At 60.6% G+C, this 19496-nt stretch carries 16 protein-coding genes and 1 pseudogene; 7 read left to right on the top strand and 10 right to left on the bottom strand.

Translation table 11 applies throughout. The features are described from left to right. Nucleotide 1 precedes the first annotated feature (1 nt). The gene (locus ABD906_RS12055; protein ID WP_345099652.1) at nucleotides 2-808 is read right to left on the bottom strand and encodes an ABC transporter ATP-binding protein; all 807 of its coding nucleotides are present in this window, start codon (nucleotides 806-808) and stop codon (nucleotides 2-4) included. Then, nucleotides 808-1821 (bottom strand): ABC transporter substrate-binding protein, encoded by a 1014-nt coding sequence (locus ABD906_RS12050; protein WP_345099651.1) that lies wholly within the window; start codon nucleotides 1819-1821, stop codon nucleotides 808-810. The genes ABD906_RS12055 and ABD906_RS12050 overlap by 1 nt, the downstream gene beginning before the upstream one ends. A 450-nt stretch (nucleotides 1822-2271) precedes the next feature. Between ABD906_RS12050 and ABD906_RS12045 the strand changes: the two genes are divergently transcribed. Together ABD906_RS12045 and ABD906_RS12040 are read left to right on the top strand one after the other, a co-directional pair. Beyond that, complete coding sequence (locus tag ABD906_RS12045; protein WP_345099650.1) at nucleotides 2272-2418, top strand: hypothetical protein; 147 nt, start codon at nucleotides 2272-2274, stop codon at nucleotides 2416-2418. Between the two features lie 204 nt (nucleotides 2419-2622). Next, nucleotides 2623-3546 carry a LysR family transcriptional regulator gene (locus ABD906_RS12040; RefSeq protein WP_345099649.1) on the top strand — a complete coding sequence of 308 codons (924 nt, stop codon included), beginning with the start codon at nucleotides 2623-2625 and terminating at the stop codon, nucleotides 3544-3546. Nucleotides 3547-3553: 7 nt separating this feature from the next. Here ABD906_RS12040 and ABD906_RS12035 read toward each other — a convergent pair whose 3' ends face one another. The 7 genes from ABD906_RS12035 to ABD906_RS12005 all read right to left on the bottom strand — a co-directional run bounded on the left by ABD906_RS12035 (nucleotide 3554) and on the right by ABD906_RS12005 (nucleotide 9765). Then, nucleotides 3554-4219, bottom strand: a complete 666-nt coding sequence (locus ABD906_RS12035) for an RraA family protein (RefSeq protein WP_345099648.1) — start codon at nucleotides 4217-4219, stop codon at nucleotides 3554-3556. Nucleotides 4220-4229: 10 nt separating this feature from the next. Continuing rightward, on the bottom strand, nucleotides 4230-5054 hold the full coding sequence (locus ABD906_RS12030) for a carbon-nitrogen hydrolase family protein (RefSeq protein WP_345099647.1): 825 nt from the start codon (nucleotides 5052-5054) through the stop codon (nucleotides 4230-4232). A gap of 39 nt (nucleotides 5055-5093) precedes the next feature. Beyond that, on the bottom strand, nucleotides 5094-5828 hold the full coding sequence (locus ABD906_RS12025; RefSeq protein ID WP_345099646.1) for an HpcH/HpaI aldolase family protein: 735 nt from the start codon (nucleotides 5826-5828) through the stop codon (nucleotides 5094-5096). A gap of 25 nt (nucleotides 5829-5853) precedes the next feature. Then, nucleotides 5854-6645, bottom strand: a complete 792-nt coding sequence (locus ABD906_RS12020; RefSeq protein WP_345099645.1) for an ABC transporter permease — start codon at nucleotides 6643-6645, stop codon at nucleotides 5854-5856. A gap of 9 nt (nucleotides 6646-6654) precedes the next feature. Then, on the bottom strand, nucleotides 6655-7518 hold the full coding sequence (locus tag ABD906_RS12015; protein WP_345099644.1) for an ABC transporter permease: 864 nt from the start codon (nucleotides 7516-7518) through the stop codon (nucleotides 6655-6657). Then, the gene (locus ABD906_RS12010; RefSeq protein WP_345099643.1) at nucleotides 7515-8639 is read right to left on the bottom strand and encodes an ABC transporter ATP-binding protein; all 1125 of its coding nucleotides are present in this window, start codon (nucleotides 8637-8639) and stop codon (nucleotides 7515-7517) included. Before ABD906_RS12010 ends, ABD906_RS12015 begins: the two co-directional genes overlap by 4 nt. A gap of 67 nt (nucleotides 8640-8706) precedes the next feature. Then, on the bottom strand, nucleotides 8707-9765 hold the full coding sequence (locus tag ABD906_RS12005; protein WP_345099642.1) for an extracellular solute-binding protein: 1059 nt from the start codon (nucleotides 9763-9765) through the stop codon (nucleotides 8707-8709). Nucleotides 9766-10811: 1046 nt separating this feature from the next. Between ABD906_RS12005 and zorA the strand changes: the two genes are divergently transcribed. The 5 genes from zorA (at nucleotide 10812) to ABD906_RS11980 (ending at nucleotide 19170) form a co-directional block, all read left to right on the top strand. Beyond that, a complete protein-coding gene (zorA, locus tag ABD906_RS12000; RefSeq protein WP_345099641.1) occupies nucleotides 10812-12908 on the top strand; it encodes an anti-phage ZorAB system protein ZorA in 2097 nt (698 codons plus the stop codon). Next, the gene (locus tag ABD906_RS11995; protein WP_345099640.1) at nucleotides 12908-13924 is read left to right on the top strand and encodes an OmpA family protein; all 1017 of its coding nucleotides are present in this window, start codon (nucleotides 12908-12910) and stop codon (nucleotides 13922-13924) included. The genes zorA and ABD906_RS11995 overlap by 1 nt, the downstream gene beginning before the upstream one ends. Then, complete coding sequence (locus ABD906_RS11990) at nucleotides 13921-15225, top strand: EH signature domain-containing protein (protein ID WP_345099639.1); 1305 nt, start codon at nucleotides 13921-13923, stop codon at nucleotides 15223-15225. The genes ABD906_RS11995 and ABD906_RS11990 overlap by 4 nt, the downstream gene beginning before the upstream one ends. Nucleotides 15226-15672: 447 nt before the next feature. After that, complete coding sequence (locus tag ABD906_RS11985; protein ID WP_345099638.1) at nucleotides 15673-18342, top strand: DEAD/DEAH box helicase; 2670 nt, start codon at nucleotides 15673-15675, stop codon at nucleotides 18340-18342. 9 nt (nucleotides 18343-18351) lie between these two features. Beyond that, nucleotides 18352-19170, top strand: a complete 819-nt coding sequence (locus tag ABD906_RS11980; RefSeq protein ID WP_345099637.1) for an ASCH domain-containing protein — start codon at nucleotides 18352-18354, stop codon at nucleotides 19168-19170. Between the two features lie 171 nt (nucleotides 19171-19341). On the opposite strand, the pseudogene ABD906_RS11975 reads toward ABD906_RS11980, so the two are convergent. Further along, nucleotides 19342-19496: pseudogene (locus ABD906_RS11975) on the bottom strand (IS3 family transposase); the annotation flags it as partial.

Below are 19496 nucleotides of genomic sequence, written 5' to 3'. Positions count from 1 at the left end.
GTCAGTGCTCCGGTGAGACGGCCAGGAGACGCCAGACTTCATACGTCAGGTCCCAGAATCGCTTGTCGCGGCGCAGCTCGACCACATCGCGTGGCCGCTCGAACGGCACCGCGAGGTCGGCCACGATGGTGCCGGGGCGCGGCGACATCACGAGCACGCGGTCGGCCAGGGTCAGCGCTTCATCCACACTGTGGGTGATGAAAATGACAGTCTTGCCGGTCCGCTCCCAGATGCGCAGCAGTTCCTGCTGGAGGACGAGACGGGTTTGCTCGTCAAGCGCACCGAAGGGCTCGTCCATGAGCAGGATGTCGCGGTTATCGACAAGTGCGCGGGCAACGGAGACGCGCTGCTTCATGCCGCCGGATAGCTGGTGCGGGCGGGCGTCCGCAAAATCGGTGAGACCCGTGAGAGCCAGCAGCTCGGAAACGCGGGCGCGCTGCTCGTTCGCCGGAACGCCCTTGAGCTTGAGCGGGAAGGCGACGTTCTGGGCGACGGTCAGCCACGGGAGGACCGAGGCTTCCTGGAAAACCATGGCGGGCGAAGCGGCGCTGCCGATCTTCACCTGTCCATCGGTTGCCTGTTCGAGACCGGCAATGATGCGCAGGACCGTGGTTTTGCCGCAGCCGCTGGGACCCACGATGCAGACGAATTCGCCGCGGCGAACGGTAAAGTTCACGTCGGCCGCGGCAAGGGTGATGCGATCCCCGGAGGTGTCGTAGAACGCCTTGACGAGGTTCGTCACCTCGATCGCGGGGGCGGAAACCGGGACGCTTCCGTCCCGGCTGATCTGTTCAGGCTGCACGGTCATTATTTCGCGAGCAGAGTGTTGGCCTTCTCGAGCAGGTCCGTGCGGTACACGCTGTCGATGTCGATCTGGCCTTCGTATTCCAGGGCTCCCTGAGAACGGAAGAAGTCCTCCTGCTCGCGCACCGAGGCGAGGTCGATCGAGCCGTCCTCCGAGCGGACCGTGTAGGAAATACCTTTGAGCGTGTCCTTCGGCGTTCCGGTGTATTCAGCAACGATGTCGAGGATCTTCTCGTCTTCCCAGCCCCCGTTGTCGAGCAGGCGGGCCGCCTTCAGGAACGCGGCGAGGAAGCGGACGACAACGTCCTCATTCTCCTTGGCGTATTCGTTGTTGAAGGCGAGGAAGCCAAGCTCGGTGCCGAAGGTGTGGTCCTCGACGAGACGGCGGCCAAGACCTTCCTTCTCAAGCTGCAGGGCGAAGGGTTCGATGCTCCAGCCGGCATCGAGACCGCCATTGGCGAAGGCAGCAGCCGTGGCGGGCGGCGGCAGGTAGATCGCCTCGATGTCGTCGAGTGTCAGGCCCCCCTTTTCCAGCGCCTTGGCGACGGAATAGAGGCCGAAGCCGCCCGGTCCAGGAATGCCGACGCGCTTACCCTTCAGATCCTCAACCTTGCGGATACCGTCCTGCCAGGCCTTCTCGGAAACCATGAAGGGAGAGGGCGAGGGAACAGTGTCGGGCATGCGGGCAAGCGTCGCGACGATGGTCACGGTCGCGCCCTGACGGATGGAGTTGAACAGACCCGCGCCCCAGGTTGCGGCACCCGCGATCGAATTGCCGGAGGCCAGCATCTGGATCGTCTCGGCCGTCCCGCTCTTCGGAGCAAGCGTCACGTCGAGGCCGAACTCGTCAAAATAGCCGAGCTCCTTGGCAAGGAAGAACGGTGCGTAGTCGGCGAATGGCGAATACAAGAACTCGATCTGCGGCTTGTCCTGGGCCTGGGCCGACGCGCCCAGCGAGAATGCCGCTGCCGCGGCGGTCGCGCTGGCAAGGAAGATTCGACGAGATAGGGAAAGCATGAATACGACTCCTGCGCGGAACAACGGCAGTCCCCTCGACCAACCGCTGTCAACAAATGGCTTGCATCGCCTCTCGGTGACACCCGAAATCATTAGAACTGATGTATCAGTATTGCAATCTGATGCATCAAAATAGCAATAGCTTTTCCTCGTCCACCCCGTTACCGGTAAACCTGTCCTGCAAGGCGGCAGTCCTGCGATAGCGCCGTTCTCCGTTCCGGCCCTTGTGCGGAATATTGACCCAGCGACCGGACCGCCGATGTCGCGCTGGTGGGGGCATTTTCACAGCTAATCAGAAAGGCTGCGCGACGGGGCGGCGCAGCCATTTTCCTGCAAGGTATAGCCGACATAGGCTATCCGCCAGGGACTCCACCACATGCGTGGCTGTCACGCCGGGCACTGCTGCCAGCATGTTGCCGACAAAGATCTTCCGAGTCGGCAACTGATGCGATGGGGACACGCCTTCGAGCGCTGGAAGAGTTCCTCCCGGCCCCCTTCGGGAATGGCATCAGGATCATGCAGCATCTGACGCGCAATGTCGTTCACAGAGGCGATTACGCCTGCATGGTGGGCAACCTCGAAGGTGCCACCGACTGACGGAGAGCCTGGAGCAGGGGCAGGAGAATGAGCCCAATGAGCCGGACGGGCACGAAAAAAACTGCGGCGAATTCTTTCCCTCTTAATGAGCTGTATAACCCCTTTCCCTAGAAGGGCACCCATCGGCTCGGGAAGCCGCTGCGGCAGCAGCACTGCACACCGGATTATTGTCCCGGTGTTCAGTGAAAGGAAGGAGTTTATGCTGTGAACATAAGGTTTATGGAAACAGTGATCTGCCTCGCGCAGTGCCTGAACTTCAGGGTCACGGCCGAGCGGCTCAACATCACCCCCGCTGCCGTATCCAGCCGAATCCTGACGATAGAGAACGAGCTTGGCATCAAGCTTTTCGAGCGTGATTCGAAGGATGTTCGCATCACGCCCGAAGGCAGCATCTTTCTGTCCGGCGCACTCAAGATCGTCCAGAGCTACCATGAGCTGCGCGCACAGCTGCAGCCGGCGGGTGACGCAGGAGGCACGATCCGGCTTGGCGTCATGCCGTCCGTCGCGCCGTCACAGCTCCTGCCGCGGATGATCCGGCGCATGGAGCAGGACTACCCCCGACTGTCCGTGCTGGTAGAAACGGACGGGAACCCGCGGCTCCTGGACATGCTCGACAGCGGGGATCTGGACGTGGTGATCGGCATCAAGCGCGAGGAGCACCCGAGCCGGATCTGCCAGCCGCTGTGGAACCTCGGCATGTACTGGGTGGCGCGTACCGGCGTGTTCCCGTCCGGTGAGCAGCTGGGCATCAGGGACATCGTCAGCCAGCCGATCATCTCCTATGCGCGCGGCACGCTGAACCATGACAGGCTGCTGGAGTATCTTGGCGAGGAGGCCGCGGCCGACTGCGAGATGCACTATTCCAATTCGCTGGCCACCACGATCAATCTGGTGGAGGCGGGGATCGGCATTGCGGTGCTGCCGCCGGTGGTGGTGCAGGACCAGTTGCGCAGCGGCACGCTGAGCGTTCTCGACGTCCATCCGGTGTTCCCTCAGACGCCCTATCACATCATGTGGCAGCGGAGTTCCTCGTCGGGAATTCCGCTGCTCGTTTCGGAGATCGCGCGCGGTATCGCTCGTGAAATTGCCGGGGAGTATTCCTGGGATCTGGTGAATATCCCCGACTGAGGTTGCGTCAGGCCAGCTTGGCCAGAACCTTGGCGGACGCGCCGGAAAGTTCTCCGAGGCGGATCTCACCGCGGCGAACGCGGGCTTCACGCTCCTTGCCGGCCGTCTGGATGGCGATGGCCTTCTCCGCCACTTCGCGGACTTCGTCGCGCGGCAGGACCAGAACGCCGCTCTCGTCCGCGAGGATCGCATCACCCGGCATGACGACGGCGCCGCCGCAGGAAACGGGGACGTTCATCGCGCCGCCGAGGTCGTATATGCGGGTGGTGATTGGCGACAGTCCGCGCGACCACATCGGGAAATCGCTTTCCATGATTTCCGTGAGGTCGGTGCAGGGGCCGTCCACGATGCCGGCGACGGCGCCTGCAGCCTTGGCGGCGACGGTCACGCCGCCACCCCAGCAGGCGTACTTGTCATCGCCGAGGCGGTCGACGACGAGGATGTCGCCGGGACGCAGCAGCCCGGTCGCGTGGTGCAGAAGGGTCGAGTCCGAGGCCGAAATGGCAAGCGTGACGGCAGTGCCAACCACGCGGCGGCCCGGAATCAGTGGCTGAATGCGCCGATCCATGAAGCCCATCAGGCGCCAGTGGCCGACAGTGGCCGTTTCCACCTGGGCAAGAAGTTCCAGGTCCTCGGCGGGAACCTGCTCAGGCATGGGTCTTACGGTGTACATCAGCGGCTCCTCAGGCACAGGCCAGACGGCGGTGCTTGGTCATGGGGATGAGATTGCGGACGCGCGCGATCTGCTTCGGGTCGATGCGGGCGGTCACAAAGCCCTCGCCGTCTGAGGCCCTGGCCACGGTATGGCCCCACGGGTCCACGACCAGCGAGTGACCGTAGCAGGACTTGACCTGGCCATCCACGGTGACGGAGCCCGTCATGCCACAGGCGACGAAATAGGTTTGGGTTTCAATGGCGCGGGAGCGTGCAAGCACTTCCCAGTGGTCCTTGCCGGTCTGGAGGGTGAAGGCAGCGGGCAGCACGATGATGTCGCAACCCCGCTTCTCGAGCTGGAGGAAAAGCTCAAAGAAGCGAATGTCGTAGCAGATTGCGCAGCCAACCTTCAGGCCATCGATCTCGTAGGTGACGATGTCCTCGCCCGGCTTCACGCTGTCGGACTCGCGAAAGGTCATGCCGTCCGGCGTCTCGATGTCGAACATGTGGATCTTGCGATAGGCCGCGACTTCCTTGCCCGTACGGTCGAAGACGAAAGAGGTGTTGTAGATACGGTTCTCTCCTTCGATCTTCTCCATGATGGTGCCAGCGTGGACGTAAACGCCGTGCTTGCGGGCGAAGTTCTGCGCCATGGTGTAGGCATCGCCGCCGGGGGCGGGCTGGGCTGCGGCAAGTTTCTCGGCAAGCGTCGTGCCGTAAAGCTCGAAGTATTCGGGCAGAACGATCAGGTCCGGAGAATCCTCCTTAACGGCGGCCTCCATCAGCGCTTCGATGTCGCGGAGGTTCTTGGCACGATCCTGCTTGGGATTGGTCTGAATGAGCGAGACTTTCATCGCTTGGGTTCCTTGCAAGAGAAAAACTGGTGTGCGGCTTCAGGCAACGACACCTTCGGCCTTCAGCATGTTGACGGTGGATTGGATGCCACTGCGGATGATCATGTTCTGGGTCGCCACGACGATCAGCTCGGCGCCTTCCTCGATGGCGAACTGGCGCTCGGCCGGGGTCCAGGCGGGCATGATCCAGGGCTTGCCGGCCTCGCGGGCTGCACGGGCAATGCGCTTCAGGTCGGCGCGATCGGCCTCGTTGAAGGAGTAGGCGCCACGGCCGCAAGCAAGCGCCAGGTCCGTCGGTCCGGGGAAGAGGCCGTCGACGGTATCGAGCGCGATGATCTTCTCCACGTCCTCAAGGCTCTCCGCCGTCTCGATCATGGCGTAGCACTTGGTCAGTTGGTTCTGATCATCGATGCCAGTGGTGGAGGGACGGGTGTAGTCGAATACCCGACCGCCGGCGAAGGAGCGCACGCCCATCGGGGGGTACTTGGCGGCCTTCGTGATTTCGGCCGCATGGGCCACATCGCGGATATGGGGGATGACCACGCCGGAAGCGCCGAAATCCAGCACCTGCTGGACGGACTCTACGTTGGGCGCGATCAGCTTGCAGATAGTGGGGATGTTCAGAGCTTTGGCGAAGGCCAGAAACTGATCCAGCGTACCAAGGTCGAAGGTGCCGTGCTCAAGCTCGACCACCAGCGACTTGAAACCGCACAGCTTCGACATTTCGAGAAAGCTGAAATGCGGCTGGGACATCCAGAGGGCGACATTATCCATTTGAAATACTTTCTTGTTGTGTGAGTTACTTGCCCATGGCCTTCGAGAAGCCCAGGGTGCGTTCGAGGATGAGAATGATGGCCAGGGTTGCGACAATGAGGGCCACCGAGATGGCAGCAGCCATGGGATCGGTGCGGCTCTCCACGTAGTCGAAAATCTCCACCGGCAGTGTGCGGACCTGGGGGCCAGTGACGAAGAGAGAGATGATCACTTCGTCAAAGGACATCAGGAAGGAAAGGGCCGCCGAAGCGATCAGGCCAGGCATCATCAGGGGCATGGTGATGCGGCGGAAGACCGTGAAGGGCGACGCCCCGAGCATTGTCGCGGCCTCCTCGACGGAGGGTGGCATGGTGCCGAAGGCCGTGACCATGATGCGGATTACGTAGGGGGTGGTTACGACCAGGTGGGCCAGGATCAGGCCGGAATAGCTTCCCAGCAGGCGGGCCTGGACGAAGACCAGCAGGATGGCGAGGCCAAGCACGATCGACGGCAGCAGAAGCGGCGCGGTGAAGGTGTTCAGCAGCAGGTCGCGGCCGCGGAACTGGAAGCGGCTGATCGCGAAGGCAGCAGGCACGCCGAGCAGGAGGCTCAGCACCGTCACCACGGCTGCCAGCCAGAGCGAGAGGCGGAAGGCCCGTGTCAGACCCTCATGCTCGAACATGGCGACGTACCACCGCACGCCCCAGCTTTCCGGCGGAAACACCATGAAGGTATCGTTGCTGAAAGATAGCGGCAGGACCACCAGGATCGGCGCCAGCAAGAAGATGTAAAGGAAGAATACGAGGATCTTCAGGCGCAGAGTGAGCTTGCCAATCATCTGCCTACCTCATTCATAGCGCCGCGCGATGCGCGTGTAGAGCATCATCGCCAATCCAAAGATCAGCAGGACGATGACGGATGTCGATGCGGCCTGCGTCCATTCCAGGCGGACGATGGCCTGGTCGTAAACCTCGGTGGCGAGCAGGAAGACGCGTCCGCCGCCCAGCAGCTTCGGGGTGATGAAGGAGCTCACCGAGAGCACGAACACCAACAGGCAGCCCAGCAGGATGCCCGGCATGGTGAGAGGAACGATGATGCGGTAGAAGCGCGTGAAGGCGTTTGCACCCAGCATCGCCGCAGCCTCTTCGTAGACGGGGTCGAGCCTGCCGAAGCCAGCGATGAGCGCCAGGGCCATATAGGGAATCATGATTTCGATGAGGCCGATGTACACGCCCAGCTCGTTGTTCATCAGGCGGATGGGCCCGTCGATCAGACCGGCGGACATCAGCAGGCCGTTGATGAGGCCCTTGTTGCCCAGCAGGACCATCCAACCGTAGGTGCGCACCACCGCCGAGACGAGAAGCGGCGAGATGGTGATCACGAAGAGAATGTTCCGCCAGACCGGATTCACCCGGTACAGGAACAGGGCGATGGGATAGGCGGCCACAAGCGTGCCGAGTGTCACGATCAGCGACATGCGCAGCGAGTTCCAGATCAGTTTGTAGCTGAACGGATCGCGAAAGAAGTCGATGTAGTTGCCGAAGGTAAAGACGTCGGTCAGTACGCCGCCCGGACGCGCCTCGATGAAGGAGATCATGCCAAGGCGCAGCATCGGGAGGATGAAGGTGACAAAGTTGACCACCGCCATGGGCAGAAGGAGCGCCCACAGCAGCAGCCGGCGCTGCGCCGCGCGGGAAAGGGACATGGTCATGTCTCTTCCCCGTAGACAAGCATGTCGGCCGGCGCCCATTCGCACATCAGGGTCTGGCCGCCGGAATAGCGGGCGCCCTGGCTGGTCGTATGGTGCTCAACCTTGAACTCAGCACCGCCGATGTCGAGGTCATACTGGACGATGTCGCCGATGTAGGTGACGCGCAGGACGCGGCCACGCACGGCGTTGGTCTGCCTGGACATGAGTGCGCGGTCGCGATCCGGGCTCAGGGCGATCCGGTGCGGGCGGACGGTGGCCCATACGGTACCCTCGCGGCGGCCGCCCGTGTCGGCGCTGAAGACTTCCGAACCAATGCGAATCCTGTTCAGGTCCACAACCTCGGCGCGGACCTTGTTGGTGCGGCCGACGAACTCGGAAACGAAGAGCGAGTTCGGCCGCTCATAGATGTCCTCGGGCGTGCCGAGCTGGGCGAGGCGCCCCTTGTGCATGACGCCGACGAGATCGCACATGGTTAGGGCTTCGACCTGGTCATGCGTGACGAAAACAGTCGTGATCTTCAGGCGCTGCTGGATTTCGCGGATCTCGACCCGCATCTCGTCGCGCAGCTTGGCGTCGAGATTGGAAAGAGGCTCGTCGAGCAGGAGGATGCGGGGCCGGATGACCAGTGCGCGGGCGAGCGCGACACGCTGCTGCTGGCCGCCGGACAGTTCCTTCGGCTTGCGGCTGCCATAGCCGGGAAGGCGGACCATCTCGAGGGCCTCTTCCACCCGGGTGCGGGCTTCGCGGAAGGGAATGCCACGCATCTGCAGACCGAAGGCAACGTTCTCGGCCACCGTCATATGCGGAAAAAGGGCGTAGTTCTGGAAGACCAGACCCATGTCCCGCTTATGCGGAGGTTCCTGTGCCAGTTCGCGGCCCGCGACGCGGATGTGCCCGGAGGAGATCTCGATGAGACCGGCGATCATGCGCAGGGTGGTGGTCTTGCCGCAACCCGACGGTCCCAGGAGACCCAGCATCTGCCCTTCGGGCACATCGATGTTCAGGCTGTCCACGGCACGGTAGCCGTTGGGATAGATCTTGCGGACATCAGTCAGGCTCAGATAGGCCGGATCTGATCCCACCGCGGCGGGGGACTGCTCGCGCAACGCAGATGGCGTCATTGTTCTACCTATAGGTCTGAGCGGGTCCGCGCCCCGCGGACGGGTCCAGCGAGGCGCGGCAGGGGAATTAACGTCCGGCGGGGATGATTTCGCGCTTCCACGGGGTGAGGAACGTCTCCCGCAGGTCGCCGATGGCCATCCAGTCGACGTGAATCAGGTGCTCCTGCTTCTCCGGATCGAGGAAGGGGATGCGGGCCTGGACCTCCGGGGAAACTTCCGCCTTCGTGTTGGTGGGGGCGTAGAACATCGCCGCGGCAAAGGCTGCCTGGGCTTCCGGGCTCAGGGCATAGTTGATGAAGGTGAGCGTCGCTTCCGGCTCGTTCGAGTTGGCGATCTGGCTGATTACGTTGATCTGGGCCGGAGCGCCTTCCTTCGGGAGCGAAGTACCAAGGCGACCCTCGGTGAAGTCGACATAGTACTGGCCGCGGGCGTTGTAGCCGATCGAGAGGTTGGCGGTACCGTCGGCAACGATCGTATAGGAGTCAGGCTTGGGCTCCCAGGTCTGGACCATCGGGGCCAGTTCCACCAGCTTCTCGACACCCGGGCGGATGTTGGACTTGTAGTCCGTCTCACCCGCCAGCTGATTGGCAACGATGGTCAGCAGGATGGCCTGGATGTCGCCTCCGCCCTGGGCCGGGAGAACAAGCATGCCGTCGACCTTCGGATCCCACAGGGCTTCCCAGCTTTCAGGAGCTTCCGGATAGGCCTTGGTGTTGTAGATCAGGTTGAGAGTGTCGTAGGTCAGCGGAATGGCCTGCCCGCCGAGCTCACGGCCCATGTCGAAGATATCCTGATAGTGGGTCAGCTTCTCCAGCGGGATATCCTCGACGAGGCCTTCCTCGGAAGCGATCTTGGCAACGGAAAGGTCGAAGATCACGGCGTTAACGGCCGGGTTATCCTTCTGGGCACGCATGTTGCCGAGCGCGGTGGCGGCATTCTGGACACCGAAGAAGTTCACCTTGATGTCCGGGTGAGCCTTCTGGAAGGGCTCAATCACAGCCTTGACGTAGTTCTCCTCAAAGGCACCACGGTAGCCCATCACGGTAATCTCAGCCGCAATGGCAGCCGAGGACAGGCCGGTAGTGAGCGCAAAGGCCATCAAGGCCGCTTTCTGAATGCCGATCATTGGAATTCCCCCTTAGGTTTTTTACGAGGTTGGCCCCTGGGGCTCATTTCCGTCAAACGGGAAAAATTGAGCGCTCAAACAGAGAAAGTTATCGGTGAGGGGGAGAGGGGATCACAACTTCGGTTCAAAGACAGGAGGAGATCTGATGACCGAAATAAGGCACGCAGCCCGAGCAAGCCTCTTGGCACTGTCTCTTTCCGCGTGGCTGGACGGGGATTCGCCAGAGTTCTGAAGTCTTTTTCCCCGGGCAGAAACGGCCACGTTAACATCAGTCTCAGCTACTACTCGTGGCTGCCGGAGGAGGATAAACTGTCCTTTCTCAATAGGTTTGCATCAGCTATTGGTCCATTGTCCAACGGAGGAGTGAACTCTTTCGTCAGCTTCCCGCTGGACAGGCTTCCCGAACCAAATCGGGCCGAAAGCTTCATTGCTGTTGCCTGTGACTGGTTCATGCCATCCGGGACGTCCGCAGACCGCCATAGTGCGTGTCCGGCTGACGGAGCGATAAAGTATCCTAAACCGTCGCAAGCAAGAAAAAGCAGGCGACAATTGGGTAAAGTCGATGGGGTTGGTCATTCAAATTGGACGCGCTGATAAACATCGGTGAGCGCCGCCTACTGCTCGCCAAGGCATTCCCGATACGCGAACGGCAACGATCGCCGAGCTGGGCGAAGAGTCATTCCTGGTTTCGTGTGAAACCTGGACCAAGATTTCAGCAAATGCTCTGCTACGACTGGTCCCGACCAGCGGCCTTGACGCAGTCGAGGTTGATGTTGATCTGCTCGAAACGGCCCCGATCTGGCGGAATTCGCTGAGCTGGGCAGAGCGAGAACATGTAGCACCCCTCACGCCTATGCCTTTCATGCATCTGGCATCCGCTTCACGGACGATCGAGAAATACGGTCGCCTAGCCTCTTGGGCAGCATGGCCTGGGATGTGTTGGTTTGAGAGGCGGTGCCCGCGATTAAAGAGTAGCCCCATCAGCCAGGCCAAGTGGAAAAGCTCAGGCTGGCCTTGAACAACCCTCGACAGTTTGGAAGATCAGAGTGCCCGCTGAGATGGAAGATTCGCGGGGTGGGAAGCGGATTCGCTGGAATCCGAGGGGGCATATCTTGTGGCAAGAAAAAGGGAGTAGTGTTGTCGCTGCAATTCTTGGCGTGGCAAATGTGCTCGTCCGGGATGAGGCAGCCCCTGGTATTGTTGCGCTTATTATTGTCGCGCTATTGTTGCTTGGCAGTGCGGTTTTCATTTTTCGAGTTAACCAGCGCAGAAGAGCGGTCAACTGGCTAAGGAAGCAAATCCAAAGCCGGGCCGATGGCAAAGAGTTCAGCCAGCAAATCGATATCATTTCCGCGGCCATACGGTCAGGAAGTACGAACAAGTATCGCCGCCAGCTTGCTGCAGCCTGGGAAGAGTACAGGGAAACGCTTGTTCCCCATGAAGAGGGTGGTGAAATCATTCTGCGCAATGCCGTGCGCCCGTCGGTGTTCTTGAACGCCGAGGATTTGAGATTCGGCGTTGGTGGGTGGCGTATCGTTCCGGGCCTGTTTGTCTCCGTTGGATTGTTCCTGACGTTTCTTGGGCTGATCGCGGCCCTCCAGACGATGTCAGGAGGTGCTGAAATCGACGGCGAAGTCATGCGCCGGCTGCTGACGGTGGCTTCCGCAAAGTTCATCATGTCGCTTACAGGATTGTTCTGCTCAATCGTGTTCACGATTGAGTTGAGGGTGCTCTACGGCTGGCTTGAGGAAGCGCTGCATGAGCTTTGTTCGGTGATTGAGCAGCGGCTTCCGTACATCAGTCTTGAGGCGTTGGCGTCCGAGCAGCTGCAGGCAATCCGGGAGCAGAGGGAGCATTTCCGCCTGATCGGCATGGAGCTCGTGGCAGAACTGGGGCGGCCGCTGAGGGAGGAGCTGCCCAACGCGATCCGGAGCTCGATTGGCGATGCCATGGCTCCGATCGTCGAACGCGTGAGCAAAATGGGTGCGGAAGGCGTCGGAGACATGGTGGCCGGTCTCTCCGACAGGCTTACGGAATCCGTTGGAATTGCGCTCTCGGAAGCCAGCCAGAAAATCTCCGACGCAAGTCAGCGCCTGTCTGATCTCGCTGGCCGCCTGGACCAGAGTTCGGGGCGGATCGGCACCGAAATGGAGAACGTCACGCTGCAGGTCGCCAAGGCTGTGGAAGATCTCCGTGCTGCGGTCCTGAATACGGCCGAGGTTACTGGAGGAACTTTCAACGAAGGGGCGGAGAAGCTTCTCAGTGTCATGAACCGCACCCTGGAAGGGATTCGCGACAACACGGCGGATGGGGCACGGGCCATGTCGGAGGCCGCCAATGAAATGCGCAAGGCCGCGGAAGCCTTCAAGCAGGAGATCGAGGCGGCAGCAAGGGTTGGCACTGAGGCCGCCCAGGAACGCATGAACCAGGCGAGCCAGCAGGTCAGCACGGCAATCGAGGGGGCTGGCAAGGACGTTGCCGAGGTGTTTACGCGGACCAGTGCGGAGATCGCCCGGGTCGCCTCGGGAGTGTCCGAAAGGGCCGGTGCAGGTTTGCTCGCGCCGCTTGGGGAGATCAGCAACCGCCTCGAAGCGCTGGTCCGGCAGCTGGACGAAGGAGCGGCAGACCTGCGCCGCATGGCGGACGGCGTCAAGGCCGGTGCGGATGCCTCCGAGAAGGCTGCGGCAACGTTCAACGGCGCAGCAGGTGTCCTGGTTTCGGCAGTTACTCCGGTGAAGGCTGTGGTCGACAGCATGGAGGGCTCGATCCGCCAGCTGTCGGACAGCACCCAGCATACGGCGAGTACTATTACGCGCTCGGCAGAAGCCACGGCCCAATCCGCTGCGTCCGCACTCGATGCCGCCCGGGAAATTCTTCAGGCCGAGGCGAGGGCGATCGAAAACGCGCTCGAAGGTGTCACCCACATGCTGGAACGCCTGCGGGGGCAGGGCGATCGTCTGGACGAAATGGACGTGAAGCTGGGGCAGGCCTTCGAGCTTTATACTCAGAACGTCGAAAAGGCTGTTCAAGGCATGTTCGGACACGTCCGGGAGCTGCAGGATCGGCTGAATCCGGCATTGGACACCTTGCGCGAGGTCGTTGAGCAGGCCGAACAGTTTACCCCGCAGTCTAGGAGGGCCTGATGCGGGGCGGGCTGCGCACACGCTACAGGGAGGAAGAGGAGGAAAGCGCGTTCGTGTCCATGACGGACATGACGGTCAGCTTCCTTTTCATTGTCATCCTGCTGCTGGCCTATTTTGCCCAGCAGTACAGCGAGAATGACACGGTGGCCCGGTCGATTTACGAAAAGGTCGACAAGGAGCGGGAGGAGGTCGACAAGCAATGGAAAGAAGCGCAGCGGAACATCATCCTTCTTCAAGAGGCTATCCGGGAAAAAGAAAAAATAATTGCCGATCTGCAGGATCAGCTTAAGGACAAGCAAAAAGAGATTGATGAACTGAATAAACAAATTCAGGCTCTGCGCGACAAAATCCGGCAGCTGGGGGAGTTGAAGAGACTCCGCCAGGTGGACCCGCTCGAAGCCTATCTCGCGTCATCTGCTTCTCAGCGACGGCGGATCCTTGAGAGACTTCGAGATCAGCTGAAGATCGACTTTCCGGAACTCGATGTCGTCATCAGCGAAGAAACGGATGCGCTGCGGTTCCAGGGGGATGGCCTGTTTGACACAGGCTCCTCCACGTTGCGCTCCGACAGAAAGCCGATTGTGGAAACACTTGCATCCAGATTGGCCCAGATCCTTCCGTGCTACACGTTGGGTAAACACGCCCGTTGGTCTGTCGACTGCAATCCAGGTCATGCGATCATTGAAGCGCTTCAGATTGAGGGGCACACGGACTCGACGGGGGATTTCACTGCCAATCTCACACTCTCAACCAATCGGGCCAACAGCACCTTCACGACCATGTTGGAAAGGGCTTCAGAGCTGGTGGAGTTCCTGAATTTCCGCGGGCAGCCTGTCCTTTCAGTGGCCGGTTATGGTCAGATGCGGCCCGTCAAGGACAACTCGACGAAGGAGGGACGCGACACAAATCGGCGCGTCGATCTTCGTATCATCATGTACACGCCGAGCTGGTCGGAAGAGATCGAACGCATTCGTGCAGCGCTTGAACTGACCCGTCTGGGAGAGATTGCGAATTGACGTTGCTGAAGAGCATTGGACGAGCGCGAGAGTTTGTCAGCCCGGCTCTGCCGGCGCTTAATCCGCTGCTGTCCCGGGTGGAGCGGATCTTGACCCGGTGGCCGGACGTTGTCGCCAATCCGCCTGAGAAGGACCGGGAGAGGTTGGTCCAGATGGTCAAGGAGCGCTACGAGAGCGACAATTGGGAGCATACCAAGCTTTCGTTGGTCACAAGCGCAGCCCGGGCGCTCTTCGATCCGGATCGGCGGATGCGGGAAGATCTCGCCGAGCTGCGCACCTTCTACTATCGAGAGACAGAAGCATCGACCCGTCCCGGCTTTCTCGCCGCAATGTTCTCCATTTACATGGAGACGTTTGATGCTCAGTCCGACCACACCCGTCAGCTGGCGGACGCGCTGAAAGTATCAGCCGGTCACCTGGGGGCGTGTTGGCGCAAGATGCTTGATGCGGTGCCGGAGCTGCTATCCCCCGAGCAGGCACCCAGAGCCGTCGCGAGCAAGATGATTGCGATGGAGGATCCCTGGAGTGGATTGCAGAGGCTGGGGTTCAGAAATCCGCATGCGCCGGGACTGATGAATGAAGCACATCTCGCCTTTGTGGAGCTGCTGGAGTCCCATCTGGACAAGCGCCTGCAGATGGAGCGCCTGATAAACTGGCTCAAGCCAGAGGGGAAGCGGGCCAAGGCATCGGGAGGAGGAGAGGCCATATCCGCCCTTCTGGGGCATTGGCGGGACCGTACACCTTCGTCCGAAGTGGTCAGCTATCTCACCGAAAGCATCATTGGCATGTATGGCGACCCGCGGGTCCAGCGCGGCGGCGTGTGGGCCGCTGTTCCTGGTGACAGGATGGATGTGCTCCTGCGCTGGCTCACCGGCGAGAACATTCGCTTCTTTATGGACGTGGTGTCGGCGGTGGAGGACAGTTACATGTGGGAACCGCGGCGCAGGTTCTGGCTGCGATTGTACGATCAGGGTCGAATCGATGGGGCGTGGGTTGCGTTCAGTGAGGCTGGGGCAAGGGAGGCCAGAAAGCGCGGGGGCGGAAAGGGTACGCTGAACTATGGTGTTCAGGTGGTCGGCGGGAGCCGGTCAAACACATCCCTTCTCATTCTGAAGATCGGCCGAAAAATCGTCGTGGAGGGGTCGCACAACTACAAGATTCATATCTTCGACGAGACCAACCGGCTTGCTCCCAAACTCTACCAGGCGCGCTATGACTGCGATCAGATCAGACTCATTCCGGGAGCCTTAGCAAAACCTCACCTGGGTTACTGGGAAGGCTGGGTGCTAGAACACATCTGAGGCACTGTCGTGAAGCTGGAATTTTCGTTCTCGCCGGACGCGATCGTTCTCACGCCAAGAAGTGAAGCAAGTAATCTGCTCCATCGGCTGATCAGACGGAGCGTTGGGGCGGACCTTTTGAACCTTCCTGCCGATGAGCGCCCGCTGGCTTATGCCATTGCTGACCTTCGGGCAGCCGCAGATGCTCTCCGCGAGCCGCTTTCGGTTGACTCGGATCGCATCGTCATGTCTCACCGCATAGCAGCGCACGTTTCAAGCGAAACGGGCGCTGTCCTTGGACTTCCCCCCTTCGTGGACATGATCTTGAGGACGGACGCCGACGGAATCGTGGGGTCGCCTGGCTTCCGTCTCCGTTACGAATGGTCCCGCAACGGTCAACGCCAGATGCCACGGCGGACCGGAGCAATTCTTGAGACGTCGAATGGGCGGCGGCGTATCCCGCTGTGGATGCTCGATGCAATTGAGATCGCCGATTCCTACCGGTCTTCCGGCAATGATGCCGCAGACTGGGAAGCGCTCGCGCGATTCCGCAAGGCGCTTGATCCGGGCTCTGTCGGGGAAGCGGATACTGAAATGGCCCGGATCTCGATGACCGATTTCCTCACAGGCCTTGAGGTACGGCTGGTTGACCGCTTTTCCATTTCGCCGAAGAGCGACACCGACTTCGATGTCGTGCCCTTCTCTGGAGACACGCTGGAGGCCCACCGGGGTGGCAACGATGCCCTGGAAATTTCCGAGGACATGGGCGAGGTGCAGGGGCTCGACCTGCAGCGTTTCCAACGATTGGTGAGAGAAAGAGGGGCTCTTTCCGCCTATCGTCTCAGTCCGGGCCGCTACGTTGTGGTGGAGCGTTCCGCCGCCACCGCGCTGCGTGTCATGGCAGACATGCAGAAGGCGTCACCGGAGGAACGGCGCGACTTCATCCGCAATCCGCTTGCCAAAATTACCGAAGCCGTGGAGGCCCAGCTGCGAAAGGCTGGCCAGCTTGAGGGGCTGTCGCCTCAGGCGGAACAGGAAGCCATTGAACAGGCGGTCGGCCCGGTTCTCGTTGAGACGCGTGAGTTCTCGGAGCGGGTTCTCGGCATCGTCAAGTACGAAAAGAAGCAACTGGAGGAGTACAAGGCTGGCGAGAGCTCCTGGCTTCCTGAAGACTTCAGCGAGCGTCTGAAGGAGGTGCTTGGTCGGATGGATCTCGACGACCTGCGAAATCTCCGCGCGGAGGTGCAGGCGGCGATGGAACGGGGCGAGCGCGAAATTCCTCTCGATGACCTCCAGATCCCGGCACGGCAGGAGATGCTCAACCTGCTGGATGAACGGATCGAGGCCGGTGAGTTGTCCGGCGATCATCAAAGCAGCACCGGATTTGAGGAAGAGCCAACCGGGCCTTACGTCCTCGACACCGAAGTCAATTTCGAGGAGCTCAAGTGGCTAACCTCCATCAAGCCGCGCGTCTCGCAGATCGAAGACCGTCTGCCTGCCAGCATTCGGACACCCCTCAAGGATCATCAGAAGGAATGCTTCGCATGGCAGGTCGCAGCCTGGCGAGCCGGCCTTCCGGGAGTGCTGAACGCTGACGAACAGGGGCTCGGCAAGACGCTCCAGACGATCACCTTCCTTGCCTGGCTCAAGGAAGTGATCGCCGATCCCCGTAGCAGAAACAGGGGGCCGTTTCTTATCGTTGCTCCCACCTCGCTGCTGGAAAACTGGGAGCAGGAGGTTGCCCGGCACATGCACGAACCCGGTCTTGGGCATCTGATCCGTCTGTACGGATCCGCCATTTCCAGACGCAAGCTGACCGGGGCTCGGGGCAAGGATACGGACGATGGAACGGCGAAGCTCGATCTTGGCTTTCTGAGAGAGGCGGTGGCAGAGGGGCGGGCGCACAGGTTCTGGATCCTCACGACCTATACGACGCTGACCAACTACCAGCATTCCCTTGCCCGCATTCCGTTCTCCGCAGCAGTGTTCGACGAGATCCAGGCGCTCAAGAATCCGGTGAGTCTCCGAGCCGTGGCAGGGCGCTCGATCAATGCGGATTTCCGGATTGGTCTCACGGGCACACCCATCGAGAATACGACAGACGAACTCTGGGCCATCATGGACCAGCTCGCGCCGGGTTCCCTCGACACGCTGCGCAAGTTCCGCGAGCGGTATGAAGAGCCAGCCGAAGACAATATGAAGGAGCTGCACGCCAGAGTGTTCCTGTCGCGTCACGGACTGCCTCCACTTGGTATAAGGCGGCTGAAGGAAACGGTGGCCACCGATCTGCCGCCCAAGGTGCGGCGCATCCATCCACGGCTCATGCCAACGATCCAGGCCGAAGCCTACGACGATGCGCGTCTGAAACTTGCCACGGGGGGCATGGGGGCCCAACTCAAGATGCTGCATCATATCCGCAGCGTCTCGGTCCATCCCGCACTGAACATCAAAACGAGTAACGACGACTTCATTCGGGCATCCGCCCGCCTTGAGGCCACCATCGACATTCTGCGGCGGATCAAGGCGAAGGGTGAACGCGCTCTGGTGTTCATTGAGCACCGGCAGATGCAGTACCGGTTCATAGAACTGGTGCGCAGCGAGCTGGGCCTTCATCACGTCGACCTGATCAACGGCGATACGCCCATTCCGCAACGCCAGGCGATCGTAAACCGTTTTCAGCGCCATCTGGAAAACGACGGAGGCTTCGACATTCTCGTTTTGGGCCCCAAGGCGGCTGGTACCGGCCTGACGCTGACTGCTGCAACCCACGTCATCCATCTGTCCCGCTGGTGGAATCCAGCCGTCGAGGAGCAGTGCAACGACCGCGTGCATCGTATCGGTCAGGCTCGGCCTGTCACCATTCATTTGCCGATGGCTATTCACGGGGCCTATCAGGAGCACTCTTTTGATTGTCTTCTCCAGAGCCTGATGACCCGCAAGCGGCGTCTTGCGACGTCTGCCCTGTGGCCCATGGGAGATGCGCGGGAGGACGTTGAAGGGCTGCAAAAGGGACTGGCCGCCGAAAGGGCTGGCGGCACTCAAGACGATCCTCTCGGAAAGGCGATCGTCGCCATGTTCGAGCGCGATCAGATGGCGGTACCACCGAGGGAACCTGACGGTTCCTATGTCGTACAATGAGTGTAGTTGATGGAAGTGTGTGAACCGATTGTTCGCAAGGGGCTTGTGATCGGTAACCCCTGGATCAGCCATATTCTCGCCGGTCAGAAGGACTGGGAGATGAGGTCAGAGGCGACCTCCCATCGGGGATGGTTCGGGTTGATCTGGAAGGGCATGGGATGCGTCTATGGTGTGGCGCGGCTGGTAGAAGTGCGCCAACCGCTCGACGTCGAGCAGATGGTGGCAACGTTCGATCATCATCGCATTCCGGAAGACATGATCCGGTTTGGCGGTTTAGCCAAGTGGAACATACCCTGGGTACTATCAGATGTCATAAGACTGCCTTCACCCGTTCGTTACAGACATCCCAGTGGCGCTGTGACCTGGGTAAGGTTTACAGAGGAAGTGAGCCGAGCAATCCAGGAGCAGCTTACATTGCTGAAGATTCCAGCTGGGCATTCGGCGTTGCCCGCAATAGGCCAGGAGCAACAGTACACGCCGTCGAACCCATCGGGATGGTTGGTGATAGGCAGGACAGAGCTCTCCCAGGGCAATCTGAACAACAATCACTTCTATCTTGGAAAATTCTTTGACCGCTTTCCGAAAGATGCCGTTGGTGGTTCCAACAAGGCGGCGAAGGCACCCCGCGAAGTATCGGTCTCGTGGGAGGGCGGCCCGGTCATACACACGGATCTGGACGGTACGAAGAAGATGTTCCGCCAGCGAGGGTGGGTTGGAACATTTCTCAGACTGCACAACGCGCGTGCGGGGGATTTTGTCGTCGTGGAGGCAGAAGGCCCGTACCGTTATCGAGTCAGGATCGAGAGGCGAAGCACAATTGCAATATAGAGGACGGATACTGTCACCGAAAATGAGGGCGGATACTGCACCGAAGCGTCGGCGGAGCTAGGCAGCGGCCGCGACTGCTAGGTCTCGGTTGAACTGAAATGTTCTTGAAGAGCAAGACGGCCCGTAACGATCTGAACCGCGCCGGGTTTGCCGGAGGCTGATTTGGTTTAGTTACGCGGCCATGGCTTCAGTTTCCAGAGCCGCGTAGAAGTTTGCCTCGACTTCGGCGGGCGGGATGTTCCCGATCGGCTCGAGCAGGCGGCGGTTGTTGAACCAGTCCACCCATTCGAGGGTTGCGTATTCCACGGCCTCGAAGCTGCGCCAGG

Source organism: Chelativorans composti (assembly GCF_039541695.1).
In the GTDB taxonomy this organism is placed as follows: Bacteria; Pseudomonadota; Alphaproteobacteria; order Rhizobiales; family Rhizobiaceae; genus Chelativorans; species Chelativorans composti.
Note: the sequence above shows the minus strand (reverse complement) of the source record. Positions and strands in the feature narration are given on the sequence as shown.